Annotated in this window: 12 protein-coding genes; 5 read left to right on the top strand and 7 right to left on the bottom strand. The window is 70.7% G+C overall.

The features are described 5' to 3' along the window. Nucleotides 1-98 precede the first annotated feature (98 nt). Both ACZ5XS_RS02810 and ACZ5XS_RS02815 read right to left on the bottom strand, forming a co-directional pair. Nucleotides 99-356 (bottom strand): WhiB family transcriptional regulator, encoded by a 258-nt coding sequence (locus ACZ5XS_RS02810; RefSeq protein WP_016639615.1) that lies wholly within the window; start codon nt 354-356, stop codon nt 99-101. A gap of 318 nt (nt 357-674) precedes the next feature. Continuing rightward, nucleotides 675-1,643 carry a diacylglycerol/lipid kinase family protein gene (locus tag ACZ5XS_RS02815; RefSeq protein WP_217239432.1) on the bottom strand — a complete coding sequence of 323 codons (969 nt, stop codon included), beginning with the start codon at nt 1,641-1,643 and terminating at the stop codon, nt 675-677. Nucleotides 1,644-1,759: 116 nt separating this feature from the next. Here ACZ5XS_RS02815 and ACZ5XS_RS02820 point away from each other — a divergent pair, with 116 nt between their 5' ends. Further along, complete coding sequence (locus ACZ5XS_RS02820; RefSeq protein ID WP_468647395.1) at nt 1,760-2,215, top strand: hypothetical protein; 456 nt, start codon at nt 1,760-1,762, stop codon at nt 2,213-2,215. A 39-nt stretch (nt 2,216-2,254) separates the two neighbouring features. On the opposite strand, the gene ACZ5XS_RS02825 is transcribed toward ACZ5XS_RS02820, so the two are convergent. The 3 genes from ACZ5XS_RS02825 to ACZ5XS_RS02835 all read right to left on the bottom strand — a co-directional run bounded on the left by ACZ5XS_RS02825 (nt 2,255) and on the right by ACZ5XS_RS02835 (nt 4,285). Beyond that, nucleotides 2,255-3,364, bottom strand: a complete 1,110-nt coding sequence (locus ACZ5XS_RS02825; RefSeq protein ID WP_468647396.1) for an RNA polymerase sigma factor SigF — start codon at nt 3,362-3,364, stop codon at nt 2,255-2,257. After that, nucleotides 3,361-3,774: an ATP-binding protein gene (locus ACZ5XS_RS02830; protein WP_019058277.1), complete on the bottom strand. Its 414-nt coding sequence runs from the start codon at nt 3,772-3,774 to the stop codon at nt 3,361-3,363. Before ACZ5XS_RS02830 ends, ACZ5XS_RS02825 begins: the two co-directional genes overlap by 4 nt. 250 nt (nt 3,775-4,024) lie before the next feature. Next, entirely contained in the window at nt 4,025-4,285 is a 261-nt protein-coding gene (locus ACZ5XS_RS02835) for a UBP-type zinc finger domain-containing protein (protein ID WP_217239429.1), read from the bottom strand. A 74-nt stretch (nt 4,286-4,359) separates the two neighbouring features. Between ACZ5XS_RS02835 and ACZ5XS_RS02840 the strand changes: the two genes are divergently transcribed. Further along, a complete protein-coding gene (locus ACZ5XS_RS02840) occupies nt 4,360-5,955 on the top strand; it encodes a Na+/H+ antiporter (RefSeq protein ID WP_468647397.1) in 1,596 nt (531 codons plus the stop codon). A gap of 31 nt (nt 5,956-5,986) precedes the next feature. Here ACZ5XS_RS02840 and ACZ5XS_RS02845 read toward each other — a convergent pair whose 3' ends face one another. Together ACZ5XS_RS02845 and ACZ5XS_RS02850 are read right to left on the bottom strand one after the other, a co-directional pair. After that, nucleotides 5,987-6,898, bottom strand: a complete 912-nt coding sequence (locus ACZ5XS_RS02845; RefSeq protein WP_468647398.1) for a 1-aminocyclopropane-1-carboxylate deaminase/D-cysteine desulfhydrase — start codon at nt 6,896-6,898, stop codon at nt 5,987-5,989. A gap of 43 nt (nt 6,899-6,941) precedes the next feature. After that, on the bottom strand, nt 6,942-7,532 hold the full coding sequence (locus ACZ5XS_RS02850) for an N-acetylmuramoyl-L-alanine amidase (RefSeq protein ID WP_468647399.1): 591 nt from the start codon (nt 7,530-7,532) through the stop codon (nt 6,942-6,944). Nucleotides 7,533-7,846: 314 nt separating this feature from the next. Here ACZ5XS_RS02850 and ACZ5XS_RS02855 point away from each other — a divergent pair, with 314 nt between their 5' ends. The 3 genes from ACZ5XS_RS02855 (at nt 7,847) to ACZ5XS_RS02865 (ending at nt 11,306) form a co-directional block, all read left to right on the top strand. Next, nucleotides 7,847-9,253, top strand: a complete 1,407-nt coding sequence (locus ACZ5XS_RS02855; RefSeq protein ID WP_468647400.1) for a family 2B encapsulin nanocompartment shell protein — start codon at nt 7,847-7,849, stop codon at nt 9,251-9,253. 117 nt (nt 9,254-9,370) lie between these two features. Further along, complete coding sequence (locus ACZ5XS_RS02860; protein ID WP_468647515.1) at nt 9,371-10,447, top strand: family 2 encapsulin nanocompartment cargo protein polyprenyl transferase; 1,077 nt, start codon at nt 9,371-9,373, stop codon at nt 10,445-10,447. A gap of 253 nt (nt 10,448-10,700) precedes the next feature. Further along, nucleotides 10,701-11,306 carry a GNAT family N-acetyltransferase gene (locus ACZ5XS_RS02865; protein WP_468647401.1) on the top strand — a complete coding sequence of 202 codons (606 nt, stop codon included), beginning with the start codon at nt 10,701-10,703 and terminating at the stop codon, nt 11,304-11,306. Nucleotides 11,307-11,737 lie beyond the last annotated feature (431 nt).

Below are 11,737 nucleotides of genomic sequence, written 5' to 3' on the forward strand. Positions count from 1 at the left end.
TGCTGCGCATCGGGGGTACTGCGCGCTGCGGCTCGGGGGCGGGAGATGCGTACGCGCTGTACGCGCCGCCAAGCTGAGGCTGTTGTGGGGCGGGTGTGTCAGGCGGAGGCCTGACGGGCCCGGTTGCGGGCGGCGCGGCGCTTCATGGCGCGGCGCTCGTCCTCGCTGAGACCACCCCAGACGCCGGAGTCCTGGCCGGACTCGAGCGCCCACTGCAGGCACTGCTCCATGACGGGGCAGCGACGGCAGACGGCCTTGGCTTCCTCGATCTGCAGCAGCGCAGGACCGGTGTTGCCGATGGGGAAGAAGAGCTCGGGGTCTTCCTCGCGGCAAACGGCGTTGTGACGCCAGTCCATGGCTGCTACCTCTCCTTGGTATTACATGCAAGTTGCTTGTGAATGTGAACGCTTTCACGAATCCCTCAACAAGTGAAGGGCCGACCGCCAGGTTCCCTGGTGTGGTCCTGTGTGTGTTGAGGGGTTCTGGTGATCAGTGGAGGCCGGTGTTGCGGGCCGTCTCGATCGCCACGTAGAGACTCGCAAACCTCAGCGGCGGATACAACCCCTACCGGAAAGTTTTTTTTGATTCCTCGGTGTCGACTAGGTCACAGCCGTACTTCCATGGGGTGGACCCTGGTCTAAACGTTCGAGTGAAAGGACTTTGGCCTTTTCTGCTCACACAATCACACGCAGTGCACGGCGTACGCCTGTGAACGTCACGCTCGTTCGCAGTCCGAGGTGGTCGCCGTCCATCTGGAGGGGTAGCGGCACCTTCGAATGCAAGGTGAACTGGTCCGCGTCGTGCAGGGAGAAGGCGTGCTTGCCGTGCGGTCCGCGCTCGGGGGACGAAGTGAGCAACTGGGTGCCATACCGGGCTACAGCGGTCGGCGTCATGCGGCTGAGACCGAGTACGTCGAGGCCTTTATCGAACGAGGCCTTAGGTGACGCGTACATCGGGTGATTGCCCAGGAAGGTCCACGGAGAGGTGTTCGAAACTATGGACAGCACCAGATCGGTCACCGGCTCCGCGTCCGGCCGCTCCAGCGTGATCGTCCCGTGCCGGCGGTGCGCCTCGCCGAAGAACTGGCGCAGCGCCTGGCGTACGTAGAGCGCGTGCGTGGACTTCCTGCCGCGCTCGCGCTGCTGCTCGACCCGCCCGACCACGCCGGCGTCGAAGCCGAGGCCCGCGTTGAAGGTGAACCAGCGGGACGGCACGGCCTCGTCGTCCGAGCCGGGCGTGCCGGAGGTCAGACCGAGGCCGACCGTGCGTTCGCTGCCCTCGCGCAGGGCGTCCAGCAGGGCGCCGGTGGCCTCCACGGCGTCGTTGGGCAGGCCCAGAGCGCGGGCGAAGACGTTCGTCGAGCCGCCGGGGACCACCGCGAGGCCGGGCAGACGCTCCGGATCGGGGCCGGAATGCAGGAGGCCGTTGACCACCTCGTTGACCGTGCCGTCGCCGCCGAGCGCCACGACCAGGTCGATGTCCGAGCTCTCCGCGGCCTGCCGGCCCAGGTCGCGCGCGTGGCCGCGGTACTCGGTGGTGACCACCTCGAGCTTCATCTCGCTCGCCAGCGCGTGGATCAGGACATCGCGCGTACGTGCGCTTGTGGTGGTTGCCGCCGGATTGACCACGAGAAGTGCACGCATGGGTTGCAGCGTACCTACTGGGTGGTACCGGGCACAGGGCGAGGTAGTGATCAAGTAAGACTTCCGGGCGTGAACCTCGCCACGGGGGCATACGGCCCGAGGGCTACCCTTCTGGGGTGAGCGCTGAGCAGAACCCCGCCCCCGAATCCGCGGAAGCCGCCCGGGACACGGAGCCCCGTCCGGGCCGGCTGACCGCCGCGGCGGCGCTGGCCGCACTGGAGGGGCTCGCCCTGGCAGTCGGCGGCGGCTGGATGCTGGTGGAGGGCTTCGCGGGGGACGCGGGCGACCGGCAGTCGGCCGTCACCGGGGGTATCACCCTGGTCGTGCTCGCACTGCTGCCGCTGCTCGCCGTGCGAGGGCTGCTCGCCCGGCGCAGCTGGAGCAGGGGGCCGGCCGTCATCACGCAGATCATGGCGCTGCCGGTGGCCTACAACCTGCTGCAGGCCGACAGCCTGGCGATTCCGGCGGGGATCGCGCTCGCGGTGGTGGCCGTGACCGCGCTGGTCCTGCTCGTCAACGCGGAGACGACCCGGGCCCTCGGGATCCGGGGGCCCGGCAACGTACAGAAGTAACTGCCACAGGCGTTACCTCTGACGCGTACGCCTGAGGCGCTACTCCTCCACCAGCAGCTTCTCCCGCAGCTGGGCCAGGGTCCGGGCCAGCAGCCGGGAGACGTGCATCTGTGAGATGCCGACCTCCTGCGCGATCTGCGACTGGGTCATGTTGCCGAAGAACCGCAGCAACAGGATCCGCTTCTCGCGCGGGGGCAGGTCCTCGAGGAGTGGCTTGAGCGACTCCCGGTACTCGACGCCCTCCAGCGCCTCGTCCTCCGCGCCCAGGGTGTCCGCGACCGCGGGGGACTCGTCGTCGGTGTCCGGGACGTCCAGGGACAGCGTGGAGTACGCGTTGGCGGACTCCAGGCCCTCCAGGACCTCCTCCTCCGAGATGGCCAGCTTCTCGGCCAGCTCGTGCACCGTGGGGGAGCGGCCGTGCTGCTGGGAGAGCTCGGCGGTGGCCGTGGTCAGCGCCAGCCGCAGCTCCTGGAGCCTGCGCGGGACGCGCACCGCCCAGCCCTTGTCGCGGAAGTGCCGCTTGATCTCGCCGACGACCGTAGGCGTCGCGTACGTCGAGAACTCCACGCCGCGGTCCGGGTCGAAACGGTCGACCGACTTGATCAGGCCGATGGTGGCGACCTGGGTGAGGTCGTCCAGCGGCTCGCCGCGGTTGCGGAAGCGGCGCGCGAGGTGCTCGACGAGCGGCAGGTGCATACGGACCAGCCGGTTGCGCAGCTCCGCGTACTCCGGGCTGCCGTCCGGCAGGGTCCGCAGCTCCAGGAACAGGGCCCGCGCCCCGCTGCGGTCCTGTGGGTCGTGCCGTGTGGCCTGCACGCGCTGCGGGGCCTTCTCGTCGTCTCGCTCGTGCTCGCTCATCGTCCCGCCCGTAGCCCTTCCCCGAGCCCTCGCCTGCGCTCGGACAGGGGACACCCCGATCCGTCCGTCCAGAGGCGTGCTCTGTACGGCACCTTCCCGATCACGCTGCCCGTCGTCCGGGAAGCCGGTCTCCGAGGAGCCGTCCTCCGGGTGCGGCCGGGCCTGCTCGGGGATGCCGTCGATGCCGTCCGCCATGCGTCGGGATGTGCTCGGGCCGCCCGTGCTCTCGGCGGTCGGCAGCTCCCGTGTGCCGCGCTCTTCGTCCCGCACCGGCCCGTCCCCGTCCCTCACGCCGGCCCGGGTCCCGCGCCGCGTTGTTTGTAGAGGCTGATCGAAACGGTCTTGTCCTCGTCGACGGCCGAGGAGACCTTGCCCGCGAGTGCCGACAGCACGGTCCACGCGAAGGTGTCCCGCGCCGGAGCGTGACCGTCCGTGGTCGGCGCCGAGACGGTGACCTCCAGCGAGTCGTCGACGAGCCGGAAGACGCAACTGAGTACCGAGCCTGGCACGGCCTGCTGCAGCAGGATCGCGCAGGCCTCGTCCACCGCGATGCGCAGATCCTCGATCTCGTCGAGGGTGAAGTCCAAACGGGCCGCGAGGCCGGCCGTGGCCGTACGCAGCACCGACAGGTAGGCACCCGCAGCCGGCAGCCGGACTTCCACGAAGTCCTGGGTCGCGGGCTCGCCTGCGATCTGGGACACCCTCACCTCCAAGGTGGTACAAGCATTTCGGGGCCGGGGGTCGCCCCCGGGGGTAACGCGATACGTGGTTCAGCGGTGACGCTACCGCGCTCTCAGCATTCCTGTCCCCGGGACCCCAACCCCTTGCTGTCACTCATAGTAAACACACGAACACGCTCCGTGGCTAGGGGGTTCGCGGGCCCAATTGGGAAGAGGGTGCGCCGGGTTGACGTACCCAGACGTCAGACGGTCGAACCGTCCGGATCCCGGGTCAGACGAGCACGTGGTCGACGAAGCACCAGCGCCATGCTTCTCCGGGCTCGAAGGTCCGCATGATGGGGTGTCCCGAGTCCTTGTAATGCTCTGTCGCGTGGCGTTTTGGTGAGGAGTCGCAGCAGCCGACGTGGCCGCAGGTCAGGCACAGCCGAAGCTGTACCGGATGGGTGCCGGTCGCCAGACACTCCAGGCAGGTGTCGCTCAGCGGCCCGGGCTCGGGGAGAGGCAGCGCGTCGGCGTGCGTGCACTGTTTCATGATTGCCAGGTTACGACGGGCGCGCGGAAAACCGAGGGTGGGCGAACGACGATGGACAAGAGGGGGCGAGGGCCATGGACGTGATGCCCCTGCTGTTGCTGGTGGCGGGCAGCGCCATGATCGCCGCGGCCGCCAGGCGGACCCCCGTGCCGGCACCGCTGCTGCTGGTCGCCGCCGGGCTCGTGATCTCCTACGTCCCAGGGGTGCCGGAGTACACCCTCGACCCGCATGTCGTCCTGCCGCTCATCCTGCCCCCGCTGCTGTACACGGCCGCCACCGACAGTTCGTACCTGGATCTGCGCGCGCAACTGAGGCCCGTGGCGCTGCTGTCGGTCGGGTATGTCCTGTTCGCGACCTTCGCCGTGGGCTGGGCCGCCTACCTGATCGTGCCGGACCTGCCGCTGACCGCGGCACTGGTGCTGGGCGCGGTGGTGGCGCCGCCGGACGCGGTCGCCGCCACCGCGGTGGCACGCCGGGTCGGGCTGCCCTCCCGGATCACGACGATCCTCCAGGGCGAGTCCCTGGTGAACGACGCCACCGCGATCACCGCCTACCGGGTGGCCCTCGCGGCGGCTGTCGGCGAGGGCGCCACCTGGGCCGGCGGGATCGGCGAGTTCCTGCTGGCCGCGGTCGGCGGCGTTGGCTTCGGCCTGGTGCTCATGGTGCCGCTCCACTGGCTGCGCACCCACCTCAAGGAGGCGCTGCTGCAGAACACGCTCTCCCTGCTGATCCCGTTCGTCGCGTACGCGGCCGCCGAGCAGGTGCACGCCTCCGGTGTCCTCGCGGTCGTGACCGTCGCGCTCTACCTCGGACACCGCGCGTGGCAGGTCGACTTCGCCACCCGTCTGCAGGAGGAGGCCGTCTGGAAGATGGTCGCGTTCGTCCTGGAGTCCGCCGTCTTCGCCCTGATCGGACTACAACTGCCGGTGGTCCTCAAGGGCCTCGGGGAGTACGAGGGCGCCCGCGCCGCCTGGTACGCGGTCCTCCTCTTCCTCGTCGTCGTCGTGTCCCGGTTCGTGTGGGTGTACCCGGCGACCTTCCTGCCCCGCCGCCTGTCGGCGCGCATCAGGGAACGCGAGCCGAATCCCACCTGGAAGGGGCCCTTCGTCATCGCCTGGGCCGGCATGAGAGGCGTGGTCTCCCTGGCCATCGCCTTCTCCATCCCGATGACCATGCACGGCGGCGAACCCTTCCCCGAGCGCAACCTCATCCTGTTCCTCACCTTCACGACGGTCATCGGCACGCTGGTCCTCCAGGGCCTCACCCTGCCCACGCTGGTCCGCCTCCTTAAGCTGCCCGGCCGGGACGCCCAGGCCGAGACGCTCGCGGAGGCGAACGCCCAGGCGCAGGCCTCCCGGGCCGCCGAGCGCCGCCTGGAAGAACTCCTCTCCGACGAGCGCAACGCGCTCCCGGCACCCCTCGCCGAGCGCCTGCGCAGCGTCCTGGAGCGCCGTCGCAACGCCGTCTGGGAACGGCTCGGCCAGGTCAACCCCCTCACCGGCGAAACCGCCGACGACACCTACCGCCGGCTGTCCCGGGAGATGATCAGCGCCGAGCGTGCGATCTTCGTCAGGCTGCGCGACGCCCGCCACATCGACGACGAGATGCTGCGCACGCTGCTGCGCAGGCTGGACCTCGAAGAGGCGGCCGCCTTTCGCGAGGCGGCGTGATGATTCCCGTACCGTGCCGGAGGACCGCCGGTCACCCGGCGAACGGGGCCCCGGTCACCACCGCGGCCACCGCGGAGCCCTCCTCGAACGCGCCCTCCTCCGCCAGCACGACAAGCCCGTACAGCAACTTGGCGACATAGAGACGCTCGACCGCCACCCCGTGCCGCCCCTCGAAGTCCTCGGCGAAGGCGTCGAGTGCCGACGGGGTCCGGCCGTAACCCCCGAAAGAGAAGCGGTCGTCGAGGGTCCAGTCGCCGCGTCGCCCACCGAAGGCCTGCTTCTGGAGGGCCGCTGTGTCGGCGGTCAGGAAGCCGCCCTTCAGCACGGGAATTCCCAGCGCTCGCTGTCCGGACTCCAGTCCCGCCGCGACACCCGCCAGCGTGCCGCCGGTGCCGCAGGCGAGCGCGATCACGTCCGCCTGCCCCCGCAGCTCCTCGCCGAGCGCCCGGCACCCTCGTACGGCAAGCGCGTTGCTGCCACCCTCCGGTACGACGTACGCGTCTTCGGCGCCGGCCGCCCGCGTCAGCTCCGCCAGGACCTCCGGGTCGCCCTTGCGTCGATATGCCGGTCTGTCGATGAAACGGAGTCGCATGCCGTCGGCGACGCACCGGGCCAGGGACGGGTTGAGGGGGCGGTCGGCCAGTTCCTGGCCGCGCACGATGCCGATCGTGGGCAGGCCGAGGAGGCGGCCCGCGGCGGCCGTGGCGCGTAGGTGGTTGGAGTACGCGCCGCCGAAGGTGACGACCGTGCGGCCGGCCGCGGCGGTGAGGTTGGGGGCCAGTTTGCGCCATTTGTTACCGACGAGTTCCGGGTGGATCAGGTCGTCGCGCTTGAGCAGCAGACGGATGCCGCGGCGGGTGAAACGGTCGTCGGTGACCTCCTGCAACGGCGACGGGAGCCGGGGGCGGAGGGCGGCGAGGTCGGGGGTGTCCGGGCTGGTCACCGCACTATTGTCACCATCCGGCGATGCAGTCCGGCACGGCGGGTCACTTCAGGCGGTCCCGGATCCGCTTGCGCATCGCCGCCATCGTGAAGCCCCGCGGATCGACCTTCCCCGGCTGCCACTCCAGGTGGCCGATGACCGATCGTTCCGTCCAGCCGTGGTGGCGGCAGATCGCGGCGGCCGCTCTCTCGATCGCGTCGAGCTGGGCCTCGGGCCACGGGTCCCGGCCGTCGCCGAGGTTCTCGCACTCGAAGCCGTAGAAGTGGCGGTTTCCGTCGGTGTTGGCCTCGTTGTCATGGGGGAGTGCCTTCTCGGCGATCACCGCGCGCAGGACGTCGTCGTCGCCGAGACCGGCGTGGTTGGCGCGGCCGTAGCCGACGAGGTGGACGGTGCCGTCCTTGGTGATGACGCCGTGGCACAGCGGGCCGGGAAGGTCCGCGTAGCCGTCGCGGCACAGTCGTACCGTCCGCTCGCTGCCCTTGGTCACGGTGTGGTGGATCATCACCCCGTGGACCGGGCCCCAGGGGCCTTTGTGGTTGCGATTGTGGTGCTCCCAGTCACCGACCTCGACGACGGTGAGACCCTCCGCCCTCAGACCGGCCAGGAAACCGCCCGCGGACATGGGTGAGGCCATGGCCGCCTCCTTCGCGCTCGCGTGTCGGCCGCCGTGCGCGGCCGACTCGTACCGCTTGCTTGTACCGGAAGCGGAGTGGCCGGACTACTCGCTCGCACGGCGTGCGAGCCGATCCGGACAACTTCCTTCCGCTGGCGGGAAACGGCCGTCGAAGCGAGGCACTGGACAGGATCCCCCCATGTGCCCAGTGGATCGGTGATCCATTCCCGCTCTTTCGTGTAATAGCACCGGCACGGTCCGTGATGGAAGGCTTGTGCATGCAGATCGATGCGGGGCGCAGATCAGCGCCGCGCAAACCGGGAGGGCAATTCCTTATGTCGGTAGGCGAAGAGGTCCGCACCGAGCAGGACAGGCCGCAGCAGAGCCTCGGCACGGCGGCCGCGCGGAACCTGGCCACCACCACCAAGTCCGCACCACAAATGCAGGAGATCAGCTCCCGCTGGCTGCTGCGCACGCTGCCCTGGGTCAATGTGCAGGGCGGAACATACCGGGTGAACCGGCGGCTGACCTACGCCGTGGGGGACGGCCGGGTCACGTTCGTGAAGACCGGGGACCGCGTCGAGGTGATCCCCGACGAGTTGCGCGAACTGCCCGCACTGCGGTCGTACGAGGACGAGGACGTGCTCACCGAGCTCGCCCGGCGCTGCGAGCAGCGCGAGTTCAATGCCGGGGATGTGATCGCCGAGTTCGGAAGCCAGGCGGACGAGGTCTTCCTGCTGGCGCACGGCAGGGTGGAGAAGGTCGGCACCGGCCCGTACGGCGACGACGCGGTCCTCGGAGTCCTCGCCGACGGCGCCTACTTCGGCGACCAGGGACTCCTCGACCCGGACTCCATCTGGGAGTACACGGCCCGGGCGGTCACCGCCTGCACGGTGCTCGTCCTGCCTCGTCAGGATGTCGAGCAGGTCGCGGAGCGCTCCGAGTCCCTGAGCGGACACCTCCAGGATCAGCGGGCGATCCCCTCGCAGCGCACCAACAAGTTCGGCGAGAAGGAGATCGACCTCGCGGCCGGTCACGACGGCGAGCCGGACATCCCGCACACCTTCGTCGACTACGAGGCCAGGCCCCGCGAGTACGAACTGAGCATCGCCCAGACCGTCCTGCGCATCCACTCGCGCGTGGCCGACCTCTACAACCAGCCGATGAACCAGACCGAGCAGCAGATCAGGCTGACGGTCGAGGCATTGAAGGAACGCCAGGAGCACGAGCTCGTCAACAACCGCCAGTTCGGCCTGCTGCACAACTGCGAGTACGACCAGCGCCTCCAGCCGCACGACGGCGTGCCCGGCCCCGACGACCTGGACGAGCTGCTCAGCAGGCGGCGCGGCACCAAGCTGCTGCTCGCCCACCCGCGCGCGATCGCGGCGATCGGGCGTGAGCTCAACAAGCGCGGACTGGTCCCGGAGACCATCGAGGTGGCCGGCAACCGGATTCCCACCTGGCGCGGGGTGCCGATCTACCCGTGCAACAAGATCCCGGTCACCGAGGCCCGCACGACCTCGATCATCGCCATGCGTACCGGCGAGGCCGAGCAGGGCGTCATCGGCCTCCAGCAGGCCGGCATCCCGGACGAGATCGAGCCCAGCCTGTCCGTCCGCTTCATGGGCATCAATGAGCAGGCGATCATCAAGTACCTGGTGACGGCCTACTACTCGGCCGCGGTCCTGGTGCCGGACGCGCTCGGTGTCCTGGAGAACGTCGAGATCGGCCGCTGGAGGTGACGTCCGCGCACCTGAACGCCGTGTCCCCGCCCTTCGGGGCGGGTACACCCCGGTCGTATGCGCCCAGCCACAGCGGAAGCGCCACCGCTCTCCGAGGGGGATCCCATGGCCGAGTTCATGACGGACACCAAACAGAGCGCCGGCCCACACTCCACCGGGGCCCGTCCGCTCGACGGGCAGGAGGCGGGGGCGATCCTGGAGCGGGCCCGCACCTCGGTCGATCCCGTGCTGCGGGCCGCCCTTGAGTCGCTGCCCGGCTCCATGCGCCGCGTCGCGCTCTACCACTTCGGCTGGGAGCACGCGGACGGCACCCCGGCAGCCGGCAATGCCGGCAAGGCGATACGTCCCGCGCTCGTCCTCACCGCGGCCGCCGCGCTCGGCGGACCGGGGGCGCGGACGGCGGCCGTGCGGGCGGCCGCCGCGGTGGAACTGGTCCACAACTTCACACTGCTGCACGACGACGTGATGGACCGGGACGCCACCCGGCGGCACCGGCCCACCGCGTGGACCGTGTTCGGCGACGCCGACGCGATCCTCGCCGGGGACACCCTCCAGGCACTCGCCCTGCGGCTGCTGGCAGAAGATCCGCATCCGGCGTCCTCACGGGCCGCCGCCCGGCTCGCGGACTGCGTCGTCGAACTGTGCGCCGGGCAGCACGCGGACACGGCCATGGAACTGCGAGGGCCGGGCGAGGTCACCCTCGACGAAGTGCTCGCCATGGCCGAGGCCAAGACGGGCGCGCTGCTCGGGTGCGCCTGCGCGTTGGGCGCGCTGTACGCGGGTGCGGCGGAGGAGGATGTCGAGGCGCTGGACGCGTTCGGCCGTGAGGCGGGGCTCGCCTTTCAGCTCATCGACGACGTGATCGGCATATGGGGCGACCCGCGCAGCACCGGCAAGCCGGCCGGCGCGGACCTCGTCGCCCGCAAGAAGTCGCTGCCGGTGGTCGCCGCGCTCACCTCGGGCACACCGGCGGCCGGAGAACTGGCCGAGCTGTACGGCGTTCCGTTCCAGGAAGGCGACCTGGAGCGGACGGTACTCGCCGTGGAGCGGGCGGGCGGGCGTGACTGGGCGCAGGTCCAGGCCGCCGACCGGATGGCCCGCGCCATGCAGGAGCTGGCCCGCGCGGTGTCCGACCCGGAGGCGGCGGGCGGGTTGCTGGCGCTGGCGGAGTTCGTGACGCGGCGCAGCAACTGAGGTCGCCGGGACCCCGTCACCAGACCCGCCGACCGGCATCGAACGCCGTCGCACCCGTCACCAGGACCCCGGAGCCGCCGGGGCCGCGCGGTCCTGACCCCGCGCGGCTGCCGGCGGCTCCGGTCGGGCGGGTCCCGCACATCCCCACGGTGTGCGGGCCTCGCCGGTTCGTTCGTGCCGATGGCGCGTTCACGCCCACCCGCAAGCGCAACGGCCTTACGATCAAGGTCCGTTGACGCGAAGGGGCGGGGACATGGGCGTGGAGATCCGGACGGCGAGCGCAGGCGACCGTGAGCTGGTCGTCCGGCTGCTGGACGCGGCCTTCCAGGACGATCCGGTCAGCCGCTGGGTGTTCCCCGGTGACGAGTACCGCCGTACGACGCACCACAGGTTGATGGCCGCGTTCACCGACATCGTGCTCGGCGAGGGGCGCGTCGACATCACCGAGGACGGCACGGCCTGCGCGCTGTGGCTGTCCGTACCGGCCGCGGACGGCCACGGTCAGGACACCGGTGAGGACGACGGCCCGGCCCAAGTGCGCGCCGCCGTCGACCCCGGGAACGAACGCGTCGAACTCATCGGCCGGCTCACCGCCGACATCCACCCCTCGGGCCGTGCCCACGCCTACCTGTGGATGATCGGCGTGGCCCCCGAGCGCCAGGGCGAGGGCCTCGGCACGGCGCTCATCGCCCCGGTTCTCGACAGCTGCGACCGCGACGGTCTGCCCGCCTACCTGGAGGCAAGCAGCGCCCGCAGCCGCAAGCTGTACGAGCGCCTCGGCTTCGAACTCGCCGACCGCCCCCTCGACCTGCCGGAAGGCCCGCAGATGTGGCCGATGTGGCGCGAGCCGCGCACCTGAGTGCGGCCGCCGGCCGCCCGCTTCGGTCCGCTGCCCGCGCTTCCGGCCCCTCGGCTTGTCCCTCTCCGGCCGTGGCTCACCCGCCTCGGCTCGTCGGCCTGCCTTTCTTCGGCCGCTGGCCTGCCCCTCGTGGCCTGCCCTCGCTGGTCCGCCGGCCGCTCCCTCCAGTCCGGTGCCCGGGCTCCCGGCCCGCAGGCCCTGGCTCTCCGGCGGGGTGGGCGGGGCCGCTGGCCTGCCCCTGGCCTGTCCGTCGACCGCCCCGTTCGGGCCGCTGACCGTGCTTCCGGTTGGTCGGCCTGCCCCTCTCCGGCCGTTGGCCGCCTGCCCCTGGCTTGTCCGTCGACCGCCCCGTTCGGGCCGCTGACCGTGCTTCCGGTTGGTCGGCCTGCCCCTCTCCGGCCGTTGGCCGCCTGCCCCTGGCTTGTCCGTCG

Source organism: Streptomyces sp. NPDC033131 (genome assembly GCF_055578365.1).

What these genes read in the sequence shown, in the direction of transcription:
- ACZ5XS_RS02810 (WP_016639615.1), bottom strand. Translation starts at nt 356, where the DNA reads ATGGACTGGCGTCACAACGCCGTTTGCCGCGAGGAAGACCCCGAGCTC.
- ACZ5XS_RS02815 (WP_217239432.1), bottom strand. Translation starts at nt 1,643, where the DNA reads ATGCGTGCACTTCTCGTGGTCAATCCGGCGGCAACCACCACAAGCGCA.
- ACZ5XS_RS02835 (WP_217239429.1), bottom strand. Translation starts at nt 4,285, where the DNA reads ATGAAACAGTGCACGCACGCCGACGCGCTGCCTCTCCCCGAGCCCGGG.
- ACZ5XS_RS02840 (WP_468647397.1), top strand. Translation starts at nt 4,360, where the DNA reads ATGGACGTGATGCCCCTGCTGTTGCTGGTGGCGGGCAGCGCCATGATC.
- ACZ5XS_RS02850 (WP_468647399.1), bottom strand. Translation starts at nt 7,532, where the DNA reads ATGGCCTCACCCATGTCCGCGGGCGGTTTCCTGGCCGGTCTGAGGGCG.
- ACZ5XS_RS02855 (WP_468647400.1), top strand. Translation starts at nt 7,847, where the DNA reads ATGTCGGTAGGCGAAGAGGTCCGCACCGAGCAGGACAGGCCGCAGCAG.
- ACZ5XS_RS02860 (WP_468647515.1), top strand. Translation starts at nt 9,371, where the DNA reads ATGACGGACACCAAACAGAGCGCCGGCCCACACTCCACCGGGGCCCGT.
- ACZ5XS_RS02865 (WP_468647401.1), top strand. Translation starts at nt 10,701, where the DNA reads ATGGGCGTGGAGATCCGGACGGCGAGCGCAGGCGACCGTGAGCTGGTC.